Origin of the sequence: Streptomyces sp. NPDC015345, assembly GCF_043078805.1 — a bacterium.
In the GTDB taxonomy this organism is placed as follows: domain Bacteria; phylum Actinomycetota; class Actinomycetes; order Streptomycetales; family Streptomycetaceae; genus Streptomyces.
Genome location: NZ_JBIBTX010000014.1, coordinates 77,482 through 104,267 on the forward strand (window position 1 = coordinate 77,482; position 26,786 = coordinate 104,267).

Sequence of the window (26,786 nt, forward strand, 5' to 3'; positions counted from 1 at the left end):
CGGCCCGTTCGTCCGATGCCGGATGTGACGCTGCACATGGTTGCGCCACCCCCGGTCACAGTCTGATTGCACTGCACACGTAACTCGCGTGAGTTTCGGCCACAAGGGAAAGACCGTACGGACCGCGCCGAAACCGCCTACGCCCAGACCTCTGCAGTCACTCGTCACCGCCGCGGTCGGCTGCCACGCCTCGGCGCCGTACGCGCCGGAACTGGTGGCCGTTCGGCCGCCGCCGCTGACCGTGCACGGCCCACGGACGGTGGCGTGGAATTGCGGCGTCTGGCCTTGTGACGCGACCACCTACGGTCTCAGGCAATCCGCCGTCACCGCGCGCGCCAAAGCCACCTACCAGCCGCGCCACGAGGTCGAGCAGGGAAGAAGGCGGTGCGGCACGGCGACGAGGATCCGGCGGAGTAGCGCCCCAAGCCGCGCTCCGTGCCATGTATTAACAGGTGCGGGCCCGGGCCCGAGTGGGGCCGGAGCACGCAAGGGGTCGGCTTAGCGTGTGCGGTGTGGGGTCATGCGGGCGTGGAGCAGGGCGGCGCGGGTGAGTTCGGCGCCCTCCTTGTGTTTCTCGTTGAATAGGGCGGTCAGCCCCTTGGGGGCGTCCCAGTGCTTGTGCAGGTCGACGGTGGCGCCGAGGTCGTTCAGGAGCTGGTCGACGACGGCTGCGGCCTCGCTGGCCCGGTCGCCCCAGCCGTCGCCCCACCACAGGTGCTCGGTCGGCGTGCAGGGCGCGGGGTGGACGTGGCCGTCCCTGGTGAGCACCCACAGGGTGTGGTGCAGGACGACCGAGGCGAGTTCCGTGCCGCTGGCCGGGAGGGACAGCGGGGCGTAGAACCGCCACACCTGCTTGCCGTCGTCGCCGGGCGTGCGCAGGACCGGCATGTCGGTGAGCGGGTCGATGAAGAATGCCTCCGCCTTGGCGTCCTGGGCGAGGATGGCGTGGGCGGCGGTCGGATCGCACATCGTCAGCCGGTGGGTCCACCGGTCGCTGATGATGCCCGGCTGGACAGGGATCTCGGTGACGGCCCCGAAGGGCAGCAGGTCCGGTTCGCGGCCGACAGCGACCTCGAGCGCGGCGACGGCGTCCGGATGGGTGTGCAGAGCGAGCTTGTGCCACCCGGCCTTGAGGACCTCGCGGTCCCCGTCGCAGGGCAGCGGGTGGTGGCTGGTGTCGGGGACGGCGCCGGTGACGACTTGGTTGGGTGTCTTGCCGTACCCCTCCATGCAGAAGATCTTGATGTCGTGGAGCGTGTGGTCGATACGGTTGTTGCGGATGTCGTTGGCCATGTCGGACGAGTACGTCTTCGACGCGCTGCACGCTGGTGCCGCCGGGTTCCTCGTCAAGGACATCGTGCCGGAGGACTTCCTGCACGCCGTGCGCGTCGCCGCCCGCAGCGACGCCCTGCTCGCGCCCGCGATCACCCGTAAGCTCATCGACCGGTACGTCACCCAGCCGCCACCCACCCGCGCCGGCCGCGGCCTGGAGGAACTGACCAGCCGCGCCCGCTCCAGCAGCAGGTGCACCGGCTCCAGCACGGCGTAGCAGCGAGCTCATCGTCAACTGCGGTGGTCGTACGACGACCGCGCCTCACAGATCGAGAACCGCGCGCAGCGCCTGGTCCACCCGCGGCATCGTTTCGGCGGGCACCACCCCGGCGCGGGTGACGTCCGTAAAGCGTGTCGCGTGCAGTTGCTGGAGGTTCACGGCGACCGCGGTGCACGGCATCGGGTCGACGATCACCAACCCGCCAGACCTGGTCCCGGCAGGCCGCTCGGCTCGAAGAACCGGCACTCCGCCACCCGCTACGACGTCGGCAAAACGGTCAGACGACCCGAGACTATCGTCGAGCGGAACCGGCATCAGTGCTGAATACAAGCTCAGTGCTCGCGTTGGGGACCGCGGCCGAATCAGCCGAGTGCTCAACTGCGTCCAACAGCCTGCCCAGTTCCCGCGCCGCAGCCGCAAGCCGAGGATGGTCGCCCCAGGAGCTCGCTCGGCCAATGGCGCGCTCGTCCAACCCGGAAAGGTGGGCGGCGTAGAACTCGCAGCCTGCTGCGGTGGCCTCGTAGAACTGGCAGTCATCGTGTCGCTGCGCGCCTGCCGGCATCGGGACGATCAGTCCAGCCTGAAGCACCGAGTGCGCATGCCAGTCGAGTGCCAGCAACGAGCCGAAGTAACGGGTGTCGTGCCCCTCCACTGCCCCGCGCAACAGCCCCAGCTCGTGAAGCGGCAGGTTCTCCACGGTGTCCTCCTCGATCGCCTACCAGTGTCCCATGTGCGGACGGAATGAAGGGGCTACCAGAGTCGAGGCATCACCAACCCGGGGTTTAAGGACAAGCTGAGAACGCGCCTCACAGATCGAGAACCGCGCGCAGCGCATGGTCCACCCGCGCCATCGTTTCGGCGGGCACCACCCCGACGCGGGTCGCGTCCGTAAAGCGTGTCATGCGCAGCTGCTGGAGGTTCACGGCGACCGCTGTGCACGGCATCGGGTCACCGATCACCACGCTCATCGCCGTGTCGGGGTAGCGCCCGCTCGGATGCAGCACGATCACGAGTACCGCCTTGAATGATGTCTCCAGACCGTCCAGGGAGACGATCAGGACGCTGCGTCCATCGGCCAGAGTCCAGACCTCACCGCGCCTCACAGAGCGTCGCCCTCGCCCGCCAGGTCCTCACCCAGACCCAGCGAGGCGAGCTGCCGCGCGGCATCCAAGGTGGCCTGGCGGCGAGCCGCCCGGACGATGTACGCGTTCAGGGACAGGCCCGCAGCCTCGGCACCGGCGCGGATCGAGGGATCCAGATCGTCAGGGATACGCAGCGTCATCACAGTCATGCCACCACTTTAGCCACCAGAACTGGTGCCTATCATGGTGTCGGGCCATGTTTCGCTGCAGCGCAGCTTCGTGCCGTGTGCGGGAGAATCGGGGGTGATGTCCAGGCGGCCGGTATCCGCGTCGAAGCGCACGGCCTGGACGTGTCCGGCGAACTCGGGCTCGGCCGCAGCGAGGATGTCGTCGAACCGGGCGAGGACGCTGCCGTCGGCGGCCGGGGCGACCACGCCGCGCTCGGTCATCATCATGCCGATCGCCGCACCGAGCCCGATCGGATTACGCCCGTCACGCCGACGACGGTGCCAGTGCGCCGCTTCACCCTCTTCGTCTGGGCGCCGCCGTTCGTCTTCGCCGCCTCCCGGGCCGCGACCAGGGTCTGGCGCGCGAGGTCGACCCCGCTCAGCTCGGTGCTCACGCGAGCACCGCCCCGGCCGCCTCGCCGTCCAGGGGACGCGCGGCGAGCTCCGGCAGCCGGTCCGTCCACGGTGTGACCGCAGCGTGCTCGGTCCGTGCCGCCACCTGCTCGCGCAGCTGCTTCAGCCGCACTATGACCAGGTGCCCAACCAGAGCAGCGGCTCCTTGGATCGAAGTAGCGTCAGGGCGCATGGAACTCTTCGCACTCTTCGGCCCACCCGCAATCACGCTCTTACTCTTCGTCATCGCAGTGTTCCCATACGCGCTGTGGGTGACCCGGAAGAAGCCCACACGGACAGCTCGCCTGGCTGCGGTCGGAAGTGCAGCAGCTCTCGCCGCTTACGGTGCTGGCACCTTCTATGGTCTCGCCTACACGCATCCCCTCGACCTCTGCGCAACGAAGACCGCCAGTGGCGACTACGTGGACGTCGGGCGGGACTACAACCTGACATCAGCGAGCATCCACCACTTACCCCCATCCGTTACCTGCCATTGGAGCAGCGGACACAGCACCAACAGTGTGTCGTTCTGGACCACGCCCCTGCTTTACGCAGGACTGGCCTGCGCCACCGTCTGCTTCATCCTGATACTCATCAACCGCCCTCAGCGCAGAAGCGCCCCCCATCACGACGAGCTGGACGCGTAGACGTGTTCTCAGCCCCGGGGGTGGAACAGCGATAGCCGTCGCGACCGTCGGCCCAGCACAGGCCGCTCCTACCGCCAACGAGCGCGCGTGAACCAAGCACGAATCTGAAGACGGCTGGCGCATCCTCGACCACGCCAGGAAACTCAGGGTCGAGGCCACCAACACGAGATGTTCTCCCCAGTCGGACATGGTCCTTGATGAGGCCGTTGGCCGTGACGGAGATGGGGGCGAGCCATTCCCAGGCATTGTCCGGTGGTACCAAACTGGCTGGCGAGGATGCCGGCCGCGCGACATCGCGTGTAAACGAGGTCGCAGGGCAGTCCCATGGCCACAACCCGCAGGCCGCGCCGAAGCCACGGGCTGGGGGACATCGAGGAGTAGCGTCGGCATAGGATGCAGAGGTCGATTTCGCCCCAGAGATAACTGTTGCCCGGCTCGGTAACGTCACCGGCTGTCGGCGTACTCGCGAAAGCGCTCAGGTAAGTACGGATAAATGTGCTCAGTCGAATGTTCGCCTGTGGGCTCGTCAGAAGTTGGCGTGCGAGGATCGTGCGATGGAGAGTCCCGATCCTTCGTTCCGTCGGTGCCTGCTGATGGAGTCGCTCGCAGTGTTGGCGGCTGATGCCCAGACCCAGGTGGCCTGGTTGGCCAGGCATGCGGTAATGACAGACGAGATCGCCCTGGACTTCGATCACGCCTTCCGCATGGCCGAGGCCCTGGTGGCCGATGGACAGCTCGCCCGCGGAGTCATGGCTGACCTGCAGGAGATCGACGGGATCCTCAGCAGGATGAGCGGTGGGGCCGTTGATCGAGATCACGTCGCAGTGGTGGAGGAGCCGGTCGAGGATCGCGGTGGCCAGTAGCTACCGACTCAAGAACCGGCTCGCCGCCATCGAGCAGGACACCCAGGTGGCCTAACCAGCCAGAACAGCGGAGCCCGTCACCGGATGACAGAGATCTCCAGAAGAGGCTGCTGCCATTCACCCAGTTCCGGCGACGAGAACCCGGCGGGCCAGCCGCCGGGCCACAGCCCAGCCCCCGTCGGTGCACAGTGCATCCCTTGTCCATAGACTTCGTCGCCGAAGACCTGGCCCCATTCACTGAAGGTCTTGTTCGAGGTCAGGATGATCAAGCCCTTTTCGTAACGCTTGGAGATCACCTGGAAGACGAGGTTGGCCTCCGCTCGTTCCAGAGGCTGGTAGCCGACCTCGTCCACCACCAGAACACTCGGGCGAAGGTAGGTGCCGAGTTTACTCGTCAGGCGGCCTGCGGCTTCGGCGGCGGTGAGGTTGCGGACCATGTCGTCGAGGCTGGTGAAGTAGATCGAGTAGTCGGCCCGGCAGGCTGCGACGGCGAGGGCGACGGCGATGTGGGTCTTGCCGACTCCGGGCGGGCCGAGCAGGGCCGCGTTCGCCTTGGCCTCGACGAACGACAAGGTGGCCAGGTCCTTCACCTTGCGCGGGTCGAGGTCGGGCTGAAAGGAAAAGTCGTAGTCATCCAGCGTCTTGTGGTGCGGGAGCTTCGACAGTCTCAGGCCCTGGCGGAAGCGGCGGTCGTCGCGGACGGCCAGCTCCTCGGACAGCACCAGATCGAGGAAGTCGAGATAGCCCATCTTGGCCTCGTCGCGCTGAGCGTACTGGTTCAGGGCCTCGGCCAGGTGGGGCAGGCCGAGCTTGCCGGCCGTGGTGCGGATGCGGGTGGAGACCAGCTCGCTCAAGACGATTCCTTCTTCGTGGGGGCGGTGGTGAACGGTCGCGTGCCGGTCAGCTCGTCATAGACCGACAGCGGACGGCGGCCGACTGGGATGCTGGCGGCCGCGGCACGGGTCAGCAGGGCCTGCAGCGGCCCGGCTTCCTCGTCCAGAGGTGCCTCGTGGCGGGGCAGCGGCATGATGTCGCCTGTGGTGACACGGCGGTTCCTGCCGTCGGGCAGACCGTCCCAGTGCTCTTCGTCGACGACCCGGACGCCTTTGCCGACCGCTCGCGGGTGGGCGGCCAGCAATGTGGAGCCGTCGGCATCGGCGATGGTGGAGTGCAGCATGACCTGGGACTTCGTGGCCCGGACCTCGATCACCTGCCGGGGACGGACCTTGCGGGCCGGCACCGAGTAAAGGTTTCCGGCGAAGGCGACGAGGCAGTCCTTGCCGACCGGCCGCAGGTGCCGCTGGGTGACGACATAGGGCGTCTCGGGCAGCGGCCGCAAGGCCATGTGGTCCCTGACTGCCCGCAGGCCGTGTCGGCAGGCTCACGAGGCGCTACCCGGTGGCGTTGCAGATTCCCCCGGTTCGCAGGAGTACGCACCAACTCCAACTTTTTCTCGTCAAATACTCCTCGGCGCCGGCTAATTGGTGATCGACCTGAGGAACGCAACGCGATCGTGAGCTTTTCTTGTACAACCGTGATTACGCTCACAACCGGCATGGCCGTTAAGGCCATTGGTGCCCCTTCATGACTGGTTGCGCGCCGATCTCAGAGCCACGTAGGCATGACTTCGGCGCGACAACCATCTTGTTGTTGAAGGGACGAATGTGTCTACCGGCAAACGACATAAGCGAAGATTTCGGCACATAGCCATGCCCACCTTGTTACTCACCGTGGCACCTCTGGCGGTCGCCGCCACGTCCACGGCCCTACCGTCCGACGACGGCACGGACAAGGTGACATCCTCGACTACCCGCTCGTTACAGCCCTCGGATGCCGAGACCGAGGACTCGGACCTGAGGTGGGCCGCCAAGCATTCCAGGGGCGGCATCCCCTGGGCGCTGGCTCAGGCGAAGAAGACCGGGAAGAAGACCCTGGTCCCGGACGAGACGACCGCCACCAGCCTCACCTACGCCAACGCCGACGGCAGCCTCACCTCCGAACTGACCGCCGGCCCGGAACGGATCGCCAGGGACGGCAAGTGGGTCGATGTCGATGCCTCCTTCCACAAGGCCGCCGACGGCAGCATCAGGGCCAAGGCGCACCCGAGCGGTTTGACGTTGGGCAAGGGCGGCGGCACACCGGCGACGTCCCTCAAAGCCACCCGGGATGCCACCCCGCGCGATCTGGTCACCCTCGGCGGTGAGGATGGCGAGCAGGTCACGCTGCAGTGGAAGGGCGGCTTGCCTGACCCGCAGCTGGAGGGCACCACCGCCACCTACAAGGACGCCGTGCCCGGCGCGGACGTGATCGTCGAGGCGACTCGCACCGGCTTCGAGCAGTACACCAAGCTCAACCAGCGGCCCCACGGCCCGTACTCCTACACTCTGCCGCTCAAAACCGACGGCCTGAAGGCCAAGGCGCATGATGACGGCTCGGTGACCTTCACCGACGCCAAGACTGGCGCACGGAAGGCCACCATGCCCGCGCCGGTCATGTGGGACGCCTCCGTGGACAAGGTGTCCGGCAAACACGAGAACCGCCATCGTGTGCAGATGAAGATCGTCGATCACGGCAGCGGGAACATCGACCTCATAGTCACCCCGGACATCGCCTGGCTGGCCGATGAGGACACCCGGTATCCGGTGACCATCGATCCCTCCACCTCGGCCCTGGGCAACACCTTCGATACCTACGTGCAGCGCGGCGAGACCACTGACCTCGGATCGCAGACGGAGCTCGACTGGGGCAACCCTGGAACCAAGAACGCCGACGGCACCACCCGTCTGGCTCGATCGCTGATGACGTGGAACACCGAGCCCTTTGCCGACGCCCTGATCTCGTCGGCCAAGGTGGAGTTCTACAACACCCACTCCGGCAACACCGACTGCAAACCGCACGGCTGGGACGTGTGGAACACCACTGCCGGCTCCTCCGCATCGCGGTGGACAGCACAGCCGGACTGGATGCAGAAGTACGCCACCTCCACCGAGACCAAGGCTAACGCCCAGGGCTGCCCCTCCACCGCCGACGGCTGGATCAAGGCAGATGTGAAGGACCTGGTGCAGACGTGGGCGTCGGCGAAACAGACCCGCGGCCACATGGGCATCCGTGCCGCGGAGGACGACACCAAGGCGTGGAAGATCGTCAACTCCCGTAATGCCACCGCCAACCAGCCGAAGCTGACGGTCAACTACAACTACCGTCCCGGTGACGGCACCGCGCAGCAGGCCGGCGCCCCCTTCAAGTCCTACGCCGGCGTCTGGGCGGTCAACTCCACCACACCGACGCTGCGGGACAAGTTTACCGACGCCGACGGTGACAGCGTCAATGGCACCTTCCAGGTCTACGACGCGGCGACGAACAAGCCCATCACCACCCCGGCCGGCGACGGCGTCATCGTCTCCGACTTCGTCAGTCCCGGTGCATGGGCGAGCGTGAAGGTCCCAGCGGGCCAGCTGGTCGACGGCAAGACGTATAAGTTCCGCACTAACGCCTACGACGGCACCCACTACAACCTGAACTTCTCCCCGTGGCGTGAGTTCGTCGTCGACACCACCGCCCCCGGCGAGCCGAAGTCCATCGCCTCGGCCACCTATCCGGAGAACTACGGCGGCGGCGGTGAGGGCATCGAGGGCACGTTCAACGTCGACACCGGCGTGTCCGACGCTCGCGACGTCCAGTACCGGCTCGACCCCTACGAGGACGATGCCGCGGACGCGAACTGGTCGACCGTAGCCACGAGCATGCCCAGGGCCGTCACGTCGGCAGCCACCGCGTCGTTCGCCGCGACCCCGGCCGAGGACGGCAATCACGCCCTGGAGGCACGCTCGGTGGACCGGGCCGACAACGTGGGCCCGATCAAGGATTACGGCTTCACCGCCGGAAACCGTGACTACAACCGCAAGCAGAAGATCGACATCGCGCTGCCGAAGCTCGATCCGTCGGCGGCCGCTCCCACCCAAATCGACGAGCCGCAGGCCCCGGCCGGTGAAGGAGCGTCGGGGTGGAAGGGCTGGGAGCCCCGCACCTTCACCAAGGGCGGCGCCACGGTCACCGTCACCCCGCTGAAACAGCGCTCGGTCGAGGGAACCCACAAGGCCGCCAGGGCACTGGCCATCCGCGCCCCGTCCTATCCGGACCCGATCATCAAGGGCAACTGGTGCCAGCCGACTCTGGCCGGCGAGGCACAGAAGTCGCTGATCACCCGGAATGAGGCCTGCCTGTTCTACAACGTGGGCTTCACGGCGATCTACACCTACCAGGGCGTAGAGGTCGCCAAGTACCGGGCCGACTTCGAGTTCGCGTTCCAGGTGAAAACCGACCCGAAGACCGGCGACATCAAGACGTGGATCCAGATCGTTCCGATCTACAACGATTTCCCGGGGGATGAGCGTGCCGTGCTGCTCGGTGATGGCGGCGAGAACGCCTTCATCGACTCCATGTGCTACAGCGACGGCTGCGAGGGCGGCTCGGGCGTGAAGAACTTCGACTTCTACAACGACCTGAGCTGGAAGGGCGGCGGTCAGTATGATCCGACCGACAGCCACATCGCCACCGGCACCGCCGACCACAAGTGGAATGGCAGCGTCAACAAGGCTTCCGGCAGCCGGGACACCGATCTATCGAAGACCCTGCCGGTCTGGTTCGTCGGGCATTTCGTCACCGAATCCGGCCCGCCGGACGGCAAGGGCGACAAGGAGCAGGACTCCGGCCCCTGGCGCTCCCCCGGCCTGGAAGTACGCTGCGACAAGGTCGCCGCGAACGGCGCCGACGCGGGCTGCGTCCTTCCCCAGTACTTCCCGACCTACAAGTTCAACACCGCGAAGTACCCGGCGGCAGCAGCACACGCGTGGCTGATCCAGAACAAGTCGAAGGTCAAGGGCGGCGGCGCATCGCTGACCGATCCGTTGCAGTACCTGCCGCGCAAGGAACGCAACGAGAAAGCCCACGAGCGCGACGACAACCGAGACAAGGTGATGTGCCCGAAGTACACGGGCCCGCGCGCTGACGGCTGGGTGCCCAAGAAGCGTTTCGTTAAGCACTCATGGACCGCGCTGCACCCGGAGATCGCTGAAGGCGCTCCGGAGACGATCTCCTGTGACGAGTTCCCGTTCTCTTCCACCTACCAGTCCCCCGGGGTTCCGGCGGCCATCGGCGGCCAGAACACCGCCGGGGCCAACGGCGGCGGCGAGTGCATCCAGACCGTAGCGGCCAAGACCGACGACGGCAGCGAGCATCTCCTGGACGACACCCGCTACGACCCGCCCGCGTTCAACGAGAAGTGCGGCCGGTCGTCGATGTCAGGAAAGGTCAACTCCGGCTCGATGAGCCTGGACAACTTCTACACCCCGTTCCTGAAGAAGTTCCGCATCATCGACAAGGACAAGTACCTGCTGGATCCGGGCAACGCCTGGTTCAAGGGCTGTGACCCGTCCAAGGCGGACCTGGTCTGCACGATGGCCAAGCCCTAACAGCACCGTCGCATCACGGGCCCCGCCGCCGCACCAGGCGGCGGGGCCCCGGCTGTGCGGTCAGTGCACCGGCCGCCAATGGGCGGACGCCTCGTCCAAAGCCCGGAACGGCTGCTCCCGGGCCGGGTCGTCCCAGATCAGGCAGCCCCACACCAGACCGGGCACATCGGATCCCATCCGGTCGGCCGGACCCTCGGTAAGGGTGCAGAACACTTCGTCGAAGTAGGCAGCCATCGACGCAAATTGAGGGCCGTCCGGCGGCTCACTCAGGTACCAGTGGCCCACCCCGTCATCAGACACCCAGTGACCAGATTCAGGCCCGGCCTCGTCGCGGGTCAGCCACGGCACCGCGGCCAGACTGCCCCAGCCATCCTGCTTGCCGACGCCAGGCAGCCGGGGCCCCAGCGCCTGCCCCGGGGACATGATGACCCCGCCGGGCAAAAACGCCCCGGAGCCGACCTCGCCTTGTTCGTCTTCCTCAATGACCTGGTGGTCCACTCCCCCGCACAGCCGCCACAGCGCGACCAACTCCTCGGGAAGCCCGAAGCCCAGCTGCCGGCGAAGCGCCGCATCCGCCGCGCCGATCTCCTCCCCGGCCGCCGGCGGGAGCAGACTGCGATGCGACAGCGGCGCGTGCTCGGCCAACCACTGTTCCAGCCGGGCCCACGCCGCCTGCACCCGCTCTATCTTTTCGCTCATGCAGGGCACCGTACCGACAACGGGCGCCGGACGAGCCCCTGTTGCGCCCACCACCGGACCTGCCAATTGCCGCGGGCCACGCCGAGGTAGAGGGGACTTCGCGACCACCGTGATAAGCACACCCCCCTTGTTACCGGTCAGTTCGCGCGATGCCTCGCCAACCTCGTAGCTCGGGCGCCAGTTACTGATGGTTTCAGAATGAGGTCGCGAGCAGTATGGGGCGCCGCGGCACGCACCCCGGACACCCTGCTGGCCAAGATCATGGAGCACAAGACCCACAGCTGAACTCATTCTGAAACGATCAGTTACGCAAGCAGTGCGCCGAGCGCGCCGAGAAGGCCAAAAGCGCCAAGGGCTGGATCAAGTCGCGCTTCGAGAGCTGCCAGAAGCGCCCCTACGACCTGGTCCTGCGCGACAAGCGGGGCAGCCAGTCCATCGGCCGGCTCTGGTTCGACCAGTGGATCATCGGCTTCGCCTACGACGGCAGCCGCCGCGTCGACTACGTCTCCAGCATCGAGAACATCCGCGTACAGGCCATCCCTCCCGAAGACGCCACCAAATGGCAGGTCGGCCAGCACTTCTCACACACCATCAACGCCGGTGGGCCGACAAAACCGGGGGTTCAAACCGTGTCACACCGGCCGTCGGACTGGCATGTCCTCGATCTCGACAAGGACCCGACGCCGGGCGACCCGCATCGGGTCCGCGGCCTGGCCAAGAACCTCCACGACTTCGCGGACGAGGCCTCCTCGATCCGCCGGTTGGTCTCCAGACGGGCGGCACGGCCCGACGGCACTTGTCGGCCTCCTTGCCCGCCCGCTCCACCCAGGAATCGGCTGAAGACAGGCGGGACTTGGCGCTGGACAGATCTGCCTGCGCCTCGCGCGGTACTCGCGGTGATGGCGACCGCAACGGACAGGAAACGGCGAGGGGGCGTCAAACCGCTACCGGCAGCGCCGCCGCAGAACACGCACACGGCGGACGGCTCGGCCTGGCCGCCTGCTAGAGCGTGTCTCTTTGATGGGTTGATCAGTTGATCGGATATGCCTGTCCGGTTAGTGATCACTGATGCGATGTGGGACCGGATCGAGCCGTTGGTGCCGGCCGATCCGGTCCGTGGACGACGGTGGGCCGACCACCGCCGGACCCTTGAGGCCATCGCCTGGAAGTACCGCACCTGCTCGCCCTGGCGCGACCTGCCAGAAGAGCTCGGTCCCTTTCAAACCGCACACAAACGCCTGATCAGGTGGGCCGTGGACGGTACATGGGCACGGATCCTTGCAGCCGTCCTTGCTGTGGCGGACGCCGATGACGACGTGGGCTGGACAGTCTCGGTGGACTCCACCGTCTGCCGGGCTCACCAGCATTCGGCCGGAGCCAGGAAAAGGGGGTGCCTGGCCGCTCCGAGCCCGATGACCACGCGCTCGGACGTTCCCGCGGTGGCTTGAGTACGAAGGTCCACCTGGCCAGTGATAGCCGGGCACGGCCTCTGTCTATCCACGTCACCGCGGGCCAGGCCGGTGACGCCCCGGCCTTTGAGGCGGTCATGGCCAGAATCCGGATCCCGCGAAGAGGACTCGGCAGGCCAAGAACCCGCCCCGCGATCGTCCTTGCGGATCGCGCCTACTCTTCCCGCGCGATCCGTGGGCACCTCCGTCGACGCGGCATCCGTGCGGTCATCCCGCAGCCCGCCGACCAGATCGGCCACCGTCTGCGACGAGGCCGCGCCGGAGGCCGCCCGCCCGGCTTCGACGCTGAGACATACAAGGAGCGCAATGCTGTCGAGCGGTGCATCGCCCGACTCAAGCAGTGGCGCGGCCTCGCAATGCGCACGGACACTCGCCATCGCTTACCAGGCCGCACTCCATCTCGCTGCCATCCTCATCTGGACCCAGCGCTGAGCAAGGCGTCCGAAGAGTTCGTCAGGCCAGCCCATGGACGACGAGACGGTTCTGCTCTCCGTCAAAGATGCTGGCCAAGGCGTTGGCCTCCTGCCGGTGCCCATCGAAGAGACCCTGCTGGTCGACGTGCACGATCAGGATGTCGTGGCTGTCGATCACCTCAGAGATGCCCCGGGTCTCGATCGTGTCCGACCACGCGTCCAGGTTCCGGCCGAACCACTCTGGCAGCCCGCACGGCTCGCTCACCGCGTCCCAGAAGTCGTTGAGTGTCTCGATCAGCCGACCACGCAGGTCAACGATCAGCTGGCTGTCCGTCATCGCAGCAGACTAACCAGCCCCACCACGGGTCACCGACCGTTCAAAGGGACAGTCCCTAGGTCGTGTTTTAGAAGTCGGTGATCCGTCTGGCTGGCCGCCCTGGAATGTTGCGTGCGGCCAGCCAGACGATGAGGTCGAGGGCGATGCGGCTGATGTCCGTTTCCTTGTGCACCCTGTGCTCGTGATGGGCTGAGTCGCGGCGGACGATCTCGTATCCACCTTCGTCCAGGATGGCCACAGACGCGAACCAGGTTGGATCGTCCGTATCGGGCTCGACGACAATGAACGTGTTGTCCGTGTCGTCGAGTGCGCTGATCATTTCGAACAAGGCGTCCTCGGAGGCGCCCTCAATGCGGTCACCGTTCTCGCTGACCACGCCATAGCCTCTGGCCCCCATCGGAACGGTCCTCTCCCTGTGCCCGACATCCGATCAAGTCAGCATCGCATGGGGCGGACTACAGCCACTCGTCGATCGCTGCGACTTGGACGACCGCCAGGTAACGCACAGCCAGTTTGTCGAACCTGGTGGCCACAGCCCGGTTGCGCTTGAGGCGATTGATCCCGCACTCGACCGCATGACGAGCCTTGTAGTCCTCGCGGTCAAAGGCAGGAGGCCGTCCGCCTGTTGATCCCCGGCGCCTTCGATGTCCTGCCTGATCAGTCGGTTCCGGGATGGTGCACCGGATGCCCCGGCGTCGCAGATAGGCACGATTGGCTTGGGACGAGTAGGCCCGGTCACCCCGCACCCGCAGCGGACGGACGCGAGAACGACCCGCCCCGAGCCGGGGCACGCGAATGGCTTCCAGTACGGCGATGAACTGCGGACTGTCACCGCGTTGTCCAGCCGTGATCAGCACCGATAACGGCCGTAGTCCCTGCTCGCAGGCGAGATGGATCTTCGTGGTCCCCCCCGCCACGTGAGCGTCCCAGGCCATGGTCGTCGGGCTCGGGACTGCTGCCGCCCGGCGGTTCCTTCTGCCTCTGCCCGTCGCGCCGGGCACCGGCAGCATGCTGATGAGCACGACAGATCGTGGAGTCGACGTTCACCTCCCAAGTGATCAGCCCGGCCGCGTCAGCCCGGGTCTGCAGACCTGTGAGCACCTGTGCCCACACACCACCGCGCTGCCAGCGCCGGAAAAGCCCATAGACGGTCTGCCACGGCCCGTATTCCGCTGGAACGTCCCACCACGGTGCCCCAGTCCGCACCCGCCAGCGAATCCCATCGATCTGCTTTCGTCGATGCCACGACGGCCGGCCCAGCACCGCAACCGCCAACAACGGCTCCAGCACCGCCCACTGGCCATCCGAAAGATCCCCTCGCCCCACACCGAGATCATCACGGCCCAAGGCATGGCACAGCAGCCACTTCTAAAACACGACCTAGCGGTACTGGGTGGGTATCCCCCTGTGGCAGTACTCGGATGACACGGGGGCGACGTGCCGGGCGAGTACCGGGTGTGGCTCTCGGCGTCCGAGGCGGTGCCCGTCGAGGGCGAGTCGTACGCGGACGTGCCCACGCACCCGCTCCCCTCGCGGGCGGAGCCGGACACCCGGTGGGCCCGGGCCGGTACAGCGAGTTCCGGGGCCGGGTGGCCGGAACAGTGGTGCACCTGTATGACTGGACCGACACCCCGGAGGTGCCGCGGAGCTGAATCTGGACCAGGCGCTCGACGCGCTGGAACGGCCCGGGGCCCGGGCGTGTAAGGAGTGCGAGGCTGCGGCTGCCCTGCTTCCGCTGCTCGGCACGCGCACGGACGAGTAGCCCCCGCCCCGGTAACAGTCGCTCGGTTCCGGGACACCCTGCGACCGGCGGACTGCCGGGACGGCACGGGTGTCCGGGAACCGCGTCCAACAATGCCCTACGGGCGGTTGCGGGCGGTGACCTGCAGACCGGCGACGGCGGTGCCGATGGCCGCCACGGCGGTGGCGGCTTCCGGATGAGCGGTCAGTGCCAGTACGACCACAGCGACGATCGACAGGCACGCGGTCACGATGATGGCCCATGCCAGCCGGTCCGGGCGCGATTCCGGGGGCGGGCTTGGGGTACGGTCGATGGACGTCACTCGGTCAGTTCTCCTCACAGCAGGACGGACCACCTCGACGTGACGAGAGGGAGACCTCCCTGCGGCCGGGGCGACCAACCAGGGCCAGCGAAGAGGTCTCCCTTCGTCGTACCGAAGGGTTTTCGGTGAGAGACCACGTTACTCAGTGGCGTTGACAGCCGGTCGCTCTGTCGCCCCTGCACGGACGGCGGGACACGGGACAAACCGGACGGAGGAAAGGGGCGGCTTGCGTGTTCGTGTATGGTCTGCGCCATCCTCTTGCCTGCCCTGACGGGCACTCAAAAAGCCCAGGTCAGAGCGTGGTTATGGGCAGACATAACCACGTTCACCCATGTGACGTAACCCACAGCGCAATGTGGGTCAGGCACGTACCTGGAGGATGGGCGGCGACCTGCGCCTAGCACTTCTCGTGTTGGTGAACTCGTCGTCGGCCTTCATCCTTGGCGAGCAGGGAGTGCTACCGCGCGTTGCCGAACTTGCCGCTGGCGTGCAGGTTAGCGGCGCTTGTTGCGCCTATCAGGTTGGCTCCGTCTGGGCGGAGTTGGCGATCTCATCTCCTCCGACGGAGAACTGCGACTTTGAGTGCCGTACAGGTATTCCCCTGAAGGCCTGTGGGAACAGCAAAGGGGTTCTTTCCCGAGGAAAGAACCCCTTCTGTGTCATGCGCCCGGTTGGACGCCGCTCCGCATGAGGGCCGCTCCCGGGGACGGACCCACGAGGCGACTCCGCCGGGGACACATGACACCACCCGCGCAGCGGGCACCGAACGTTTGCGGAGAACGTCATCGCGCCCAACGACCGGCGCCCGCGCGGGACACAGTTATGGACCCGCTGGGCTGACTGCTGATGGTGCCCGGCGGTGGCAGCATCGGCCGGACACGGGGCGCACCGCCGGGCGCTCCAGTCTCCCTCACGTCCTCCCCCCCGTTCGGCGGGGTGTCCGCTTCGGGTGTGACGGTCCGGCCCATGAACTGGACGAAGGACCACCGCCCTGCCGCTCTATCGTCTCCTGTCTCACCGCCCGTCCCTGGGTGGAGCCGTACGCCTGGATGCTGGCCGGGCTGCTCCTGGACCTCCTCGTCGGCTGCGGCGGGACCGACCTCGCCGGCGCCTTGGCGTCCAAGGGGGACTGATCTGGGCAGCGGTGGCTACGGCCCAGCGATCAACCAGAGGATCAGGACGGCGTCCAGGTCCTGGCTTATCTCGCTTCTTTTGCCTGCCTCAGGATGAAGACCTGCAGACCAGACGCCCACTGTGGTGACTCTGGGAGGCAACACGCTCAAGTCTCTGCTGTTGCCCTGGCCTATCGGTCACTCAACGAACTCAGCAAGGTCCGCGGCCTCATAGGTGAAGTCTGTGATGAAGAGGTGGTAGCGGAGTGTGCCGTGGTAGGCAGCGATCCGCTCGGCCGCAAGCGAGGCGACTTGCTGAGCGTGGCCGAATCGGATGACTGGCCCATCCGGCGTCAGATGGACAAGTGCATAGAGCGCGATCGCGTCAAGGTGCTCAGCGAGACTGTCCAAGCCCTGCGCGCGTTCGGGCAAGGCCCCGAACTTTCCCTCGCTAGTCGTTGTGCCCTTGACCTGGACAAAGAGCCGTGTGGAACCCTGCTTCGCGAGAAGGTCAGCAAATCGGAAGTTCTTCGCCAACTCATTAAGGTTGATCACTTCCCAGCCTGCGACAGCGAGGGCTGCCTCCACTGCCGCTTCAGCCGCCGCGCCCACCCGAACCTTCTCCGCTGCCGACTGCATCAGCCGTGACCTGCCCCTTTCACCGGGACGGCCGTTTGCCGCCCTGGGCCCGTCAGTGTGCCCCGGGGCACTGACAGACGCAGGTCGTTTTATGTTCGGGGCAGGGGGATCAGGCATCGGCGCTGCGTCGCCGCGGCGGTCGCGGTCCTCGTCCCGGTGGGGGTGTCCGCTTGCCCCCAGCGGGATTCCGGCGACGGCAGGGCTGGGGATGCGGCACGATCACCCGCATGCAGCCCGAAGTGTTATCCGCGTGTATCGGCGGCGGTGGCGCCCTGCTCGGCGTCGCGCTCGGCATAGCCGGAACCCTGAGAGCAGCCCGGACCCACGGCGAGGCCGCGCGCGATGCCGCCGCGACCCAGGCCACCGCCACCCTCCGGCAGCAGGCCCGTGAAGCCCGACGCCCTGTCTACGCCGGCGCGCTGGCGGCCGGACGCGCCTACAAGACCCGCGCGGAACTCCTCATCGACGGGAGTGCCACCCCCGACGCGCTCGACGACGTCGCCGCCGAAGTTGAAGCCGCGGTTGCCCTGGTCGAGCTGGAGGGCCCCCGCGTCCTCGAATCCGCGGCCATACACCTGCTGCAGTGCGCCACACAGCTCGGCCGGTACGTCATCGACCACCGTGATCTCCTGCGGGCGCAGCACGTCATCGCCACCGCCAATCGGACGCCCGACGGCCTCACCCCCGAGCAGGTCCGCGCCGCGAACACCCTGGAGATCGCCTTTGGCCTTCTCGCGGTCACCGCGCAAAAGGTCGATCCGCAGTGGCGCCCGTTCCTGGCCACGCACCACAGCACGGCAGAACCCGAGCGGCAGCAGGCTCTCGGGCGGTGGGCGGCCCGTCCGAACATGCCCCCTCCGCCGTCCTCCGCCGACCAGGCCGCGCTCCTCGAGGCACTCAGCCATGCGCGGGACTCCATCGCCGAGGCGCTGCGAGCCGAGCTGCTGACTGTCGACCAGGCCCGTGAACTGCTGCGCTACTGCGTGCACGAGGGACGTGTCATCGGCCCCCGCGACCCGCAGTTCGAGGCCGCCACATGGGGCCTGCACCGCGCCCTGATCGATTTCCGTACCAAGGCCCGCGCCGTCCTCCACGACGGCGAGGACCCGCTTTGGGGCGGAGCCCAGCCACCGGGCGCCTGACGTCCCGGCCTGGATACCACCCACAGGGGGCCTGTCCGCTTTGGGTGCGAGGTTCCGTGCCCGCAGAGGTGTCACGCCGCCTGTCACGCTGACGCAGATCGACGGCGACAGGCATTTCGGTTTGAGACGCCCACCGAGATCCTGCACCTGATCGAGTACATCGACCAGGATGTCGCCGTCTGGCTGGGCCCGACCAGCCGTGTACCTGACCTGCTGCGTACCCGGCTGTGACCCGCGTTCGGTTCAGCGCACGAGCGGAGCCGGCCGCGCGGCGAGGTCGCGTCCGCAGTTGCCGACTGCTCGTTGACCGGCGAGGGCCGGCCGATGAGCAAGAGAGACCGCCGATGGGGCAGATCAAGAAGAAGCGCGCGGCAGGTCCTGGGGAGATATCGGGCCCGGGTGTCTATGCCTTGTCGGCAAGCGGGGCGAGGGTGAGCAGCCCGCATCCGTAGGCCTTGGCGGGACCGATGCCGGAGATCAGGGTTCGCGCAAGATCGATCGGTTCGATGACACGGAGAGTGCCGTTGTATGTGGCGGTTTGGATGGTGACCTGACGTTTGACCGGCTTCCCGTTCTTGTAGAGAGGCTGCCCGTTGCTGGTGTCCGTCTTGGTGAAGACCCGCCGCTCCGCCCTAGTGACGCTGACATCCAGGACGGGCTGGAGGTCGTCATCCGGCGTGTCGAGAAGGGGCAGAATGCTGGGCGTCGCAGGGCTTTGTGCCGGGAGCTCTCGCAGCTCGAAGCCGTGGGATTTGACCCTGGCGGTCAGCCATGCGAGCTGGTGCTTCGCCGTGCGATGCCCGAGGCGGAAGCCGCGTCTGCGTTCGCCCTTTGCTTCGGCTTCCGCAGCCTTCTTCATTTGGTTCGGGCTCATCTGTTTCGGTGTCTGGGTGTTCTGGACGGGGGCGGCGGTGAGACGGAACGCGTACTCCTGACCGGTTTTCAGCTTGCCCAGGAGGGACGCGTAGTCGGCGGTGGCAGGTTTCACGCTCGGATCATCGATGAGCCATCCGGCCTGCTCAGTGACGTGTGACCAGTCGGGCTGGACCTGAGTGACGGCGTACAGGCACGGGCGGTGGGGGGTGTCGGTGTCGACACGCCACAGAGTCCGGCCGGGTTCCGTGTGCCAGGCGACGGCGCCCGCGACGGCGGCGTGCATGGCCTGGGGGGATCTGAGGAGGCGGCGTGCGCCTTCGCGGAGGGGGGCCAGGGGGATGCGGGAGAGGTAGGCCATGGGGTGGGTCACCATCCGAGGAGGGCGAGCGGGTCGTGGTCGCTCTGTTGGTCGGTGTCGGGGTCGGGGTCCCATCCGGTGGCGATGGGGATCTGAAGGGCACGCACACGCCGGGTGGTGTGGCGGGTGTGGCTGATCTGATAGGTGAGGGGCTGGTCGGTGCGGTCGGTGTCACCGGCCTCGTCTTCGACCTCGGTGTGCAGGTGAATGATGGGGGGCTTTGCGGGTTCTTCTCCGCCGTGCTGGTGTGCCCAGACCTGGCGGGCGTAGGCCGAAGCGAGCCAGGGCTGGCGGGCCAAAGCCTCGTCCAGGGACAGGTCGGCCACGCAGAGGAACAAGGGGTAGGTGGGGGGACAGGACCGACGGCCGAGGCTGAGCGGGTAGACAGGGTTAGCGATGGCCGCAGCAGCCTCTTCGATGCGTTGGGCGGGACCTTCGAGGGCGACGAGGAAGGCGGCGTCCTGGAGGTAGAAGCGCTCGGAGGTGAGGGTGTACTTGGGCGGTGAGGTGGCGGTCTGGATGCCTTTGGCGTTGACCTTTGCCGAGGGCAGGGGTTTACCGCAGTAGTCGGAGGCAGTGTGAAAGTCGCGCAGGAGGGTGCCGGGGAGGTCGGCTCGGACACCCATCCGAAGGTGGGCGATGTCTCCGAGGGGGGTGTCCCGGTCGTGGCCGAGTGCGGCGGCCAGCAGTCCGATCACGCCGGATTTGGTGGGCAGGGGCTGCGTGTGGCGGCGTTCGATTTGGCCGCGGTGGTCTCCCCAAGCCTGCAGAGGAGCGGCCAGGCGCAGCAGGAGGGTGCGAGTGCTCACTTGCTCTCCTGGTCCTGGCCGAGGGTGCGCAGGCGGTCGGTGAGCTGGTCAAGGAGCGCGGGGAAGGGCTGGGGTTCACCGAATGCCGCATCGAGCGCGGTGGTGGTGTCGGGGTCGTCGGTAAAGTTGTGGGTGATGCCGGTCCACAGGGCGGGGGCGCCCCACTGTGTGGCGATGGTCTGATACTCGCGGGCGAGAGCGCGTGCGGAGGGTGCGGCGAATCCGCCGGTGCGGGTCGTGATGGGCTTCTCGAAGGCGGTGACCAGGTTGATGGGCTGGTCGGTGCGCAGGTTGAGGGCGACGAGCTGGGGCATGGTGCGATGTCCGAAGGCGTTGCCGTAGCCGGCGGGCATGGAGCGGGTGAACGCCTGGACGAAGGCGGCCACGGTCTCGATGGCCTTGGCGGGATCGGTGAGGTTCGCCTCGAGTTGGTGGAGGCCGACGGTGGCGTAGCGGTAGAAGGTGGCGGAGTTAAAGCCGATGCGGCCCATCATTCCGGCGCCCGTCTCGGATTTCTTGTTGCGGTCGTCAACAGCGGTGTACCAGTCGAATTCCAGTTCAGCTGCATGGGTGGCCAGAGCATGGGCGACCTGGCAGGCGGCATCGACGTTGATACCGGGGACGTCGGCGACCATACGGCCGAACAGAGCAACGTCGATGGGATGCCCGGTGGTGATGGCCTTGTGGACGTCGAGGCCCTTCAGTTCTTCCTTGAGTTGCTTGTCCTCCAGCTCGGCGAGGGTATGGGCACGGTCGGCGACGAGGCCGACGAGCTGCTCCAGTTGCCGCTGTCCGTAGAAGAGCAAGTAGGCGGTTTCGGCGGCCTTCTTGGTCGAGGCGGTCACCCCGAGCGGGATGAGCATGGCAGCGGCAACGCGGGCGGCGGCTTCCTCCTTGAGGCCGGTGCGCGCGGCGAGCCGGTCGGCGAGGTCCGCGGCGATGCGCTTGGTGCGGGTGCCGAGGTCGTCGGCGTTGATGCCGAGCGTGGTGAAGGCCATGCGGCTGGCGCGCTTCCATGCCTGGGAGGAAGCGCGGGGGCGGCGGACACCGCCGTAGGTGGCTTCCTTGGGGCTTCCGGCGTCATCACGGTTGAGGTTGGCGGGCGGGGTGGTCTGCAGGATGTGGATGTCGATGAAGGCACGGCGGGTCGGCGTGACGGACATGTGTGTTCCTTGCGAAGTGGGCAGTTGATGGACGTTGACGGGCTGCGGAGCGGTCAGGTGGAAGGTGAGTCCTCTTTGACATAGGCGTGATAGGCACTTCCCCAGCGACGGATGGCGCGGGAGCGGCCGTCGGGCCAGGGCCACGCCTTGAGGTCAGTGAGGAGGAGGGTGTAGTCGATCGGCTGGGAGATGACGGAGAGCTGGCTGATCAGTCCGCGGAGGTGGAAGAAGACCGCGTTTTGGCTGCGGGCCTGAGCGGCGGCGGACATGCGGCTGGCGACCGCCTCCTCGGGGAAGCGCTCGTGCAGGGCGCGTACGGCGGTGCCGAAGCGGATGCCCTGGTGGTGCATGAGTGTGGTCTTGGACTGCTGATGTGTGGCGAACAGGGCGAGCGCCATATGTTCGGCTTTCTGGTCATCGCTCGCCTCGCCGCGACCGGCGTGCTGGTCGTCTACGGGGGTGCGGTAGAAGCGCCACATCTGTGGCGCTGTACCGGCGGCCAGGGTGAGCCCAAGGAAGAGGGCGGCCAGATCGCCGCCGGGCGGCAGCTCGCCCGCTTTGGCGCCGTCTGGGGCGAAGTCCTCCCAATACCAGGGACGACGTTTCACGCCGCGTGCTGAACTGGCGGGAGTGGTGGTGTCGGTCATGCGGCGTCCTCCGCCTTGGGGCCGGTGCTGTCGGAATAGAGGTAGGTCAGCGTTTTGCGCAGGTTGGCGTAGAAGAACCGCTCCGCTTCGGCCTGCCGGAAGATGACGGTCTTGCCTGCCGGGTTCACGCGGGTGCGGCCGGTGAATGCCTGGCTGGGCAGGGACCGCAGGATGGTGCGCTTTTCCCCGCGGGCGATCCGGTCAAGGGTCTTTTCGTAGGCGTGATGGGCGCGGGTGAGCAGGTCACTGTCCGGCGCGCGTTGGCATCCGGCCAAGAAGCGCCGCACGTGAGGGTCGATGGCATGCAGGACACGGTCCCCCGCCCGGGAACCCTTGCCGGTGGACGGTGTTTCCCCGCCGACGGCCTGCAGCAGATGCTGGTGCAGGCTGGTGACGGCCCGGGCGATCAATTCGGCCTGGAGGACTGCTTTGAGGACGTGTTCACGCACGTTGCTGTCGGCGGTGAGGGCCGCGACCGGCAGGGGGATGCCGTCCCCCAGGATGTCCTTCACGATGGAGGATTGGGTGCCATATTCGATGCCCGACAGGGCGAGCCGCAGAGGGTAGTCGTCCGGCAGGTCCTCGTCTGCGAGGGCATCGGCGACCTGGGTCAGGAGCAGAGAGGTTTCAAAGTGTTTGCTGCCGTCCCGGTGGAGAGTGACCAGGGCTTCCAGCCCGCGCCATGCGGCGACGGAGGGCCGGTGCCGCCGCGGATAGACAATCTCCTTCTTCTTTTCGGTCTTCTTGCCCCAGCAGGTGCGCGGTTCGGTGTCGGGCGTGGGGGCGGTGGTGCAGCGGTCTCCCGCGGCAAGGATGATCTGCCGGACGACGAGGGCGCCTGACTCCGTATGCTCGGGCAGGAGGCGGATGCGCCGGGACGGCCATGTCCAGCGGTCGAGGATCCCTGTACACGGGCGGGAAGCCCAGATCTGTGTCTGCGGCTCACGGTCCCACTGGGGCAGATCCCCCGCGGCTAGAGGACCACAGGGAAGATTGAGGAGGAGGGTCTCCAGTTCGGTTCGCCCGATCACTTCGACCACGCCCAACGCACCCAGCGGGCCCGTCTGATTGCCCGCCGTCTTGCCGGCCTTCGCCTGCGGATCGCCCACCGCGGCGGCCTTGAGGCCGGCAGTGTCCCAGCACTGTGCGTGCAGCATCCACCGCACCGCCTCAGCAGGCGTGAGCGGAAGCGGATCGCCGTCGGTCCGACCGCTCCACAAGGGTACGTTGTTGCCTGACTCGATGACCGGCACCAGCAGCGATGAGGGCTTCGCCTCGCCCTTGGCGTGGCTCAGGCCTGCGGCCTGTCCGAAGGGCCGCACCTCGTCGAACAGCCGGAACCGATCGAGACGCTCATCGAGATAGCAGTCGATCGCCTTGAGCTGCTCTGCGGAGAAGCGCCCTCTGTTCAGCGTGGCGATCCAGGTGTCGCGGGTGAGCGTGTCGGCCAGGGCGTGCCGCACGACGGGAAGCAGTACCTGCGAGCGGACAGCTGGCGCGACTGTCGGCACGTCACCAAGCAGGCCAGTGAGTTCGTGACTGCGATGCAGGTACTCGCGCAGCGGCAGCTCCTGTGACGCGGTGAACTGGAGCCATCCGAGATCGTCGATCAGGCAGGATGAGAACACAAGTGCCCCTCCAGATAAGGCAGTTGAAGCGAAGTCTGACAATCCGACTGGTCGAGCACGCAACGTAGAAGAGAGATGACTCATCGTGCAAGTCGGGAGCGAGACCACGCCTTTGCGCGCATCATGACGGAAGGGTCTGACAACGCCCCCCCACCTGCGGTGACTTGCCCCGCCCCGCTCGCCGGAGCTCGCACGATGCGCACCAGACGCCCCCCCCCGCATGACGTCACCGGCCATGCAAGAAGCACCCAGCCGACGGCCCCCCCCCCATAAGTCACCTCTCGTAGGTGAGCCCGATGTCACGGTCGCAGGAGACCCGATACGGCCCGGCCCGCCCCACCAGGGCCGCATCGAGCACAAGAGCCCGCGCCTGACGAAGCCACGGATGCGACGACCATCCCGGCAGGGGAACAAGACCCAAGGACTCAGGCGCGTGATTTCCGGTCAGGGCCACCGGCAGCCGCAAAATGTCGCCGGCAAGTTCATCGACATGCCCGCCAGACAGCTCGCCCGCCGCTCCCAAGGAGGTGCCTTCCAGCGTCCGGTAACTGCCTGCCGTGTGCACGACCAGCACGACCTCGACAGAATCCTCCCCATCCCGCACCACAGCCCGAAGACGCTGCTCATCCTGAGCATCGGCAGCGGCGTAGTGCAGGCCGGCCAAAGTGACAGCATCCCGGTCCGCAGGACGGGCCAGCAGATAACGCTCGGCGTTCACAGCACGCTGCTCCTGCTCACGCCGCCAAGCCTCGCAGGCCTGCTGCTCGGCGGCCCGCCATGCCGCCGGTACCAGCGGGTCACCGTTGTAGACCTCGGCGACGAGCCAGGGCACGTCGCCGGGGATGCTCCACCCGCCACCGGCCGATGCACTGCTGACCAGGGCGGCGGTGCGCAGGAGAAGCCAGGTGCCGTAAATGTATTCGGCACCGCGCTCGAAACGGGGCACCCCGTTATCAGGCTGCGGGTGCCAGGCGGTGACGTAGACGACGGGCTCGGTGATGGCAGCTGGGCGAAGGGTGCCGTCATGGCGCCACATACGGCCGATGCGCTGCAGCAGGAGGTCGATGGGAGTGATGTCGGTGATGAGCACGTCAGCGTCGACGTCGAAACTCTGCTCAGCGACCTGCGTGGCGACCACGATCATCCGGGCGGGCCGGGGCTGATCATCGCCAGGGCCCAGACGGGCGATGATGTCCTCGCTCCGTTCAGCCCGTTCCCTGACGGTGAGCTGACCATGCAGGATGACGGTGTCGTCACCGAACTCGGCCTGCAGCCGCCGGAACGTTCGCTGCGCACGCTTGACGGTGTTACGGATGACCAACGCACATCCGCCCGCGGCGAGCTGAGCGCGCAGCGTGTCGACGACCGGCTGGTCAGGATCCTCTGCCTCCGGAAGGGAACACACTCTGACCGGCATATCCCGGCGCCAGGGCGCACACGCATCGACGGTGACGACTGGAGCAACGGCTGCGGGGTCCTGCCACGCACAGGTCACGGCGGGATATCCCGCGGCGTCGGGAAGTGGGGCCGTGAAGTGGGGTTCGTTGCGGGCACCGGAGAGATAGGCGTCGGTGAGCACCTGACGCTGCGCCGGCGGGAGCGTGGCAGACAAAAGAACGACCGGGATCCGTGCTTGTCCCAGCCAGCGCAAGGATTCCTTGAGGAACTGGCTCATGTACACGTCCGCGGCATGCACTTCGTCCAGGCCGACAACCTTCCCTGCCAGTCCGGCGTGACGCAGCATGACATGACGGGTGCGCGTAGCGGCATGCAGCAGCTGATCGATCGTACCGACCACGAGATGCCCCAGCAGGCCCCGCTTGGCCCCCAAGAACCAGTCCGCCGGCGCATGATGCTCACGCTCGCAGCAGTCGACGTCGCCGTCTTCCTGAACGCTCTCGTAGGAAGCCCGGCGCTCGGCATCCATCATCGCCTTCCACACGGGGTTGAAGGCCCGCTTGCCATGCAGCAGAACAGCGTCGGAACCGGCACCGGGAGAGACAGCGTCTGCCCACCGGCAGACCTGTTCCAGCATGGGATCCGCAGTGGCCTGCGTCGGCATACCGAGAAAGAGACCGCTGAAGCCGAACCGCTCAGCAATCACCTCGGTAACGGCAAGAAGGGTTTTGGTCTTCCCCTCCCCCATCGGCCCCTCAACGATGGTGAGACCGGGAGCATCCATACGGCGCACCGCATCGACCACGAGATTCTGGGATGGACGCGGACCGTGACCAAAGCGCGAAGTGAACACATCCCCAGCCCCCTCAAGGCCGCGCAAACCGCCCTCAAGACGCAGCGCCGCCCAAGCTGCCCGACTGCGGGCTCGCGCCCCATCGAAAGAGATCGCCTCGAGCCGATCGAGACCGGTGAAGTGAGTCTCGTCGGAGGCGATCCAGTCCGCCATGACCACATACCCAAGGAGACCGAGCTGCACGGCCCTGGCCGGCACTGCGGCGGGCTGCACGGCACAGAGGGCGTCATAGCCCAGAGCACGCGTGAAAACCTCCACCAGCTGTCTTTGGACAGTCTTCCACTCCGGGCTCTTGCCCTGAGCATGACCTTGCGCGTAGGTACGATCCGACGGCTGCTGAGCAGCGACCGTACCGTGATGACCAGCAACGAGAGGCCACACCCACGCAATCTGCTCCCGACCCCACCCCGCAGACTTCAGGACACTGCGCAGCAGCGCGCCGCCAGCCTTGTCATGACGCCACGCCCGTGACGTGCTGCGGTTGACCATCCCTGTATCCCAGCAGAGACCAGCCTCAGCGAGCAGCGCGGCCTCTGTGCCATCCACCCGCTGGAAGCTCGGAGTCGCCTTACCGCAGTCATGGATGCCGCATAACCAGGCAAAAAACCGCCGCCCGTCGCCGTCAGGGGCAACGGTGTCAATCTGACGACGGGTATGGGGCGCCAGGTAACCATCCCAGATGAGCTCAGCGACAGCCGCCGTATCCAGCATATGAGCAATCAGGAGATTCGTGACCCCGCCAGCCCTCGCCCGGGACTTCCCCCACACCACGCCCAGGCACCGCACCTCCCGCTCAGCCAGGCCAAGAGCCACACAAATGTCGGTGATCAGCATGAGAGAAGACGATAGAGACCGGCACTGACAGCCAACGAGTTGCGGCAAACCCTGCATAGCAGGGACGAGTTGAGGGCTCTCTCGTCTACCGAGCCATCCCCGCAAAGGCGG

General features: G+C 66.9%; 27 protein-coding genes and 3 pseudogenes. 7 read left to right on the top strand and 23 right to left on the bottom strand.

The features are described 5' to 3' along the window. Window positions 1-498 precede the first annotated feature (498 nt). Entirely contained in the window at window positions 499-1,293 is a 795-nt protein-coding gene (locus tag ACF062_RS37460) for a hypothetical protein (protein WP_392144441.1), read from the bottom strand. Window positions 1,294-1,297: 4 nt separating this feature from the next. Between ACF062_RS37460 and ACF062_RS37465 the strand changes: the two are divergent. After that, window positions 1,298-1,519, top strand: a pseudogene (locus tag ACF062_RS37465) (DNA-binding response regulator); the annotation flags it as partial. Window positions 1,520-1,594: 75 nt separating this feature from the next. On the opposite strand, the gene ACF062_RS37470 reads toward ACF062_RS37465, so the two are convergent. The 7 genes from ACF062_RS37470 to ACF062_RS37500 all read right to left on the bottom strand — a co-directional run bounded on the left by ACF062_RS37470 (window position 1,595) and on the right by ACF062_RS37500 (window position 3,387). Further along, on the bottom strand, window positions 1,595-1,750 hold the full coding sequence (locus ACF062_RS37470; RefSeq protein ID WP_392144651.1) for a hypothetical protein: 156 nt from the start codon (window positions 1,748-1,750) through the stop codon (window positions 1,595-1,597). A 94-nt stretch (window positions 1,751-1,844) separates the two neighbouring features. Further along, the gene (locus ACF062_RS37475) at window positions 1,845-2,249 is read right to left on the bottom strand and encodes a hypothetical protein (protein ID WP_392144442.1); all 405 of its coding nucleotides are present in this window, start codon (window positions 2,247-2,249) and stop codon (window positions 1,845-1,847) included. A 109-nt stretch (window positions 2,250-2,358) separates the two neighbouring features. Continuing rightward, window positions 2,359-2,655, bottom strand: coding sequence for a hypothetical protein (locus ACF062_RS37480; protein WP_392144444.1), 297 nt, complete (start codon window positions 2,653-2,655; stop codon window positions 2,359-2,361). After that, window positions 2,652-2,843 (bottom strand): toxin-antitoxin system HicB family antitoxin, encoded by a 192-nt coding sequence (locus ACF062_RS37485; RefSeq protein WP_240660128.1) that lies wholly within the window; start codon window positions 2,841-2,843, stop codon window positions 2,652-2,654. The genes ACF062_RS37480 and ACF062_RS37485 overlap by 4 nt, the downstream gene beginning before the upstream one ends. A gap of 9 nt (window positions 2,844-2,852) precedes the next feature. Beyond that, window positions 2,853-3,089, bottom strand: coding sequence for a hypothetical protein (locus ACF062_RS37490; RefSeq protein ID WP_392144447.1), 237 nt, complete (start codon window positions 3,087-3,089; stop codon window positions 2,853-2,855). Beyond that, window positions 3,086-3,256 (bottom strand): hypothetical protein, encoded by a 171-nt coding sequence (locus ACF062_RS37495; RefSeq protein ID WP_392144448.1) that lies wholly within the window; start codon window positions 3,254-3,256, stop codon window positions 3,086-3,088. Before ACF062_RS37495 ends, ACF062_RS37490 begins: the two co-directional genes overlap by 4 nt. Further along, entirely contained in the window at window positions 3,253-3,387 is a 135-nt protein-coding gene (locus ACF062_RS37500; RefSeq protein ID WP_392144450.1) for a hypothetical protein, read from the bottom strand. Before ACF062_RS37500 ends, ACF062_RS37495 begins: the two co-directional genes overlap by 4 nt. Window positions 3,388-3,445: 58 nt before the next feature. Here ACF062_RS37500 and ACF062_RS37505 point away from each other — a divergent pair, with 58 nt between their 5' ends. Next, window positions 3,446-3,901 (top strand): hypothetical protein, encoded by a 456-nt coding sequence (locus tag ACF062_RS37505; RefSeq protein ID WP_392144452.1) that lies wholly within the window; start codon window positions 3,446-3,448, stop codon window positions 3,899-3,901. Window positions 3,902-4,455: 554 nt separating this feature from the next. Next, a complete protein-coding gene (locus tag ACF062_RS37510) occupies window positions 4,456-4,764 on the top strand; it encodes a hypothetical protein (RefSeq protein WP_392144454.1) in 309 nt (102 codons plus the stop codon). Window positions 4,765-4,841: 77 nt separating this feature from the next. On the opposite strand, the gene istB is transcribed toward ACF062_RS37510, so the two are convergent. Next, window positions 4,842-5,618 (bottom strand): IS21-like element helper ATPase IstB, encoded by a 777-nt coding sequence (istB, locus tag ACF062_RS37515; protein ID WP_392144456.1) that lies wholly within the window; start codon window positions 5,616-5,618, stop codon window positions 4,842-4,844. Then, window positions 5,615-6,133, bottom strand: a pseudogene (locus ACF062_RS37520) (integrase core domain protein); the annotation flags it as partial. The pseudogene ACF062_RS37520 and the gene istB, both read right to left, overlap by 4 nt. Window positions 6,134-6,473: 340 nt before the next feature. Between ACF062_RS37520 and ACF062_RS37525 the strand changes: the two are divergent. Beyond that, window positions 6,474-10,235: a DNRLRE domain-containing protein gene (locus ACF062_RS37525; RefSeq protein ID WP_392144458.1), complete on the top strand. Its 3,762-nt coding sequence runs from the start codon at window positions 6,474-6,476 to the stop codon at window positions 10,233-10,235. 60 nt (window positions 10,236-10,295) lie between these two features. On the opposite strand, the gene ACF062_RS37530 is transcribed toward ACF062_RS37525, so the two are convergent. Together ACF062_RS37530 and ACF062_RS37535 are read right to left on the bottom strand one after the other, a co-directional pair. Then, on the bottom strand, window positions 10,296-10,934 hold the full coding sequence (locus ACF062_RS37530) for a hypothetical protein (protein ID WP_392144460.1): 639 nt from the start codon (window positions 10,932-10,934) through the stop codon (window positions 10,296-10,298). Between the two features lie 305 nt (window positions 10,935-11,239). Beyond that, window positions 11,240-11,512, bottom strand: coding sequence for a hypothetical protein (locus ACF062_RS37535; RefSeq protein ID WP_392144462.1), 273 nt, complete (start codon window positions 11,510-11,512; stop codon window positions 11,240-11,242). A 465-nt stretch (window positions 11,513-11,977) separates the two neighbouring features. Between ACF062_RS37535 and ACF062_RS37540 the strand changes: the two are divergent. Continuing rightward, a pseudogene (locus ACF062_RS37540) lies at window positions 11,978-12,835 on the top strand (IS5 family transposase). A gap of 21 nt (window positions 12,836-12,856) precedes the next feature. On the opposite strand, the gene ACF062_RS37545 reads toward ACF062_RS37540, so the two are convergent. The 3 genes from ACF062_RS37545 to ACF062_RS37555 all read right to left on the bottom strand — a co-directional run bounded on the left by ACF062_RS37545 (window position 12,857) and on the right by ACF062_RS37555 (window position 14,479). Further along, window positions 12,857-13,153 carry a barstar family protein gene (locus tag ACF062_RS37545; protein WP_392144464.1) on the bottom strand — a complete coding sequence of 99 codons (297 nt, stop codon included), beginning with the start codon at window positions 13,151-13,153 and terminating at the stop codon, window positions 12,857-12,859. A 67-nt stretch (window positions 13,154-13,220) separates the two neighbouring features. Then, a complete protein-coding gene (locus ACF062_RS37550) occupies window positions 13,221-13,550 on the bottom strand; it encodes a hypothetical protein (protein ID WP_392144466.1) in 330 nt (109 codons plus the stop codon). Between the two features lie 58 nt (window positions 13,551-13,608). Next, window positions 13,609-14,479, bottom strand: a protein-coding gene (locus tag ACF062_RS37555; protein WP_392144467.1) for an IS5 family transposase whose coding sequence is annotated in 2 segments (ribosomal slippage) — window positions 13,609-14,064 and window positions 14,066-14,479 — 870 coding nt in all. Because the reading frame shifts where the segments join, the coding sequence is not laid out codon by codon here. Between the two features lie 292 nt (window positions 14,480-14,771). Here ACF062_RS37555 and ACF062_RS37560 point away from each other — a divergent pair. Further along, the gene (locus ACF062_RS37560) at window positions 14,772-14,915 is read left to right on the top strand and encodes a DUF6233 domain-containing protein (protein WP_392144635.1); all 144 of its coding nucleotides are present in this window, start codon (window positions 14,772-14,774) and stop codon (window positions 14,913-14,915) included. 97 nt (window positions 14,916-15,012) lie between these two features. Here the strand turns inward: ACF062_RS37560 and ACF062_RS37565 are convergent, their stop codons facing one another. Together ACF062_RS37565 and ACF062_RS37570 are read right to left on the bottom strand one after the other, a co-directional pair. Continuing rightward, window positions 15,013-15,216, bottom strand: a complete 204-nt coding sequence (locus ACF062_RS37565; protein ID WP_392144469.1) for a hypothetical protein — start codon at window positions 15,214-15,216, stop codon at window positions 15,013-15,015. 1,310 nt (window positions 15,217-16,526) lie between these two features. After that, window positions 16,527-16,967, bottom strand: a complete 441-nt coding sequence (locus ACF062_RS37570) for a hypothetical protein (protein WP_392144471.1) — start codon at window positions 16,965-16,967, stop codon at window positions 16,527-16,529. Between the two features lie 227 nt (window positions 16,968-17,194). Here ACF062_RS37570 and ACF062_RS37575 point away from each other — a divergent pair, with 227 nt between their 5' ends. After that, window positions 17,195-18,109, top strand: a complete 915-nt coding sequence (locus ACF062_RS37575) for a hypothetical protein (RefSeq protein WP_392144473.1) — start codon at window positions 17,195-17,197, stop codon at window positions 18,107-18,109. A 403-nt stretch (window positions 18,110-18,512) separates the two neighbouring features. Here ACF062_RS37575 and cas6e read toward each other — a convergent pair whose 3' ends face one another. The 6 genes from cas6e to cas3 all read right to left on the bottom strand — a co-directional run bounded on the left by cas6e (window position 18,513) and on the right by cas3 (window position 26,675). Then, a complete protein-coding gene (cas6e, locus tag ACF062_RS37580; protein ID WP_392144475.1) occupies window positions 18,513-19,343 on the bottom strand; it encodes a type I-E CRISPR-associated protein Cas6/Cse3/CasE in 831 nt (276 codons plus the stop codon). An 8-nt stretch (window positions 19,344-19,351) separates the two neighbouring features. Next, a complete protein-coding gene (cas5e, locus tag ACF062_RS37585) occupies window positions 19,352-20,152 on the bottom strand; it encodes a type I-E CRISPR-associated protein Cas5/CasD (RefSeq protein WP_392144477.1) in 801 nt (266 codons plus the stop codon). Then, the gene (cas7e, locus tag ACF062_RS37590; RefSeq protein ID WP_392144479.1) at window positions 20,149-21,315 is read right to left on the bottom strand and encodes a type I-E CRISPR-associated protein Cas7/Cse4/CasC; all 1,167 of its coding nucleotides are present in this window, start codon (window positions 21,313-21,315) and stop codon (window positions 20,149-20,151) included. Before cas7e ends, cas5e begins: the two co-directional genes overlap by 4 nt. A gap of 53 nt (window positions 21,316-21,368) precedes the next feature. After that, window positions 21,369-21,962, bottom strand: a complete 594-nt coding sequence (gene casB, locus ACF062_RS37595; protein WP_392144481.1) for a type I-E CRISPR-associated protein Cse2/CasB — start codon at window positions 21,960-21,962, stop codon at window positions 21,369-21,371. After that, window positions 21,959-23,590, bottom strand: coding sequence for a type I-E CRISPR-associated protein Cse1/CasA (gene casA / locus ACF062_RS37600; RefSeq protein WP_392144483.1), 1,632 nt, complete (start codon window positions 23,588-23,590; stop codon window positions 21,959-21,961). The genes casB and casA overlap by 4 nt, the downstream gene beginning before the upstream one ends. Before the next feature lie 274 nt (window positions 23,591-23,864). Next, window positions 23,865-26,675: a CRISPR-associated helicase Cas3' gene (cas3, locus tag ACF062_RS37605; protein WP_392144485.1), complete on the bottom strand. Its 2,811-nt coding sequence runs from the start codon at window positions 26,673-26,675 to the stop codon at window positions 23,865-23,867. Window positions 26,676-26,786: the final 111 nt, after the last annotated feature.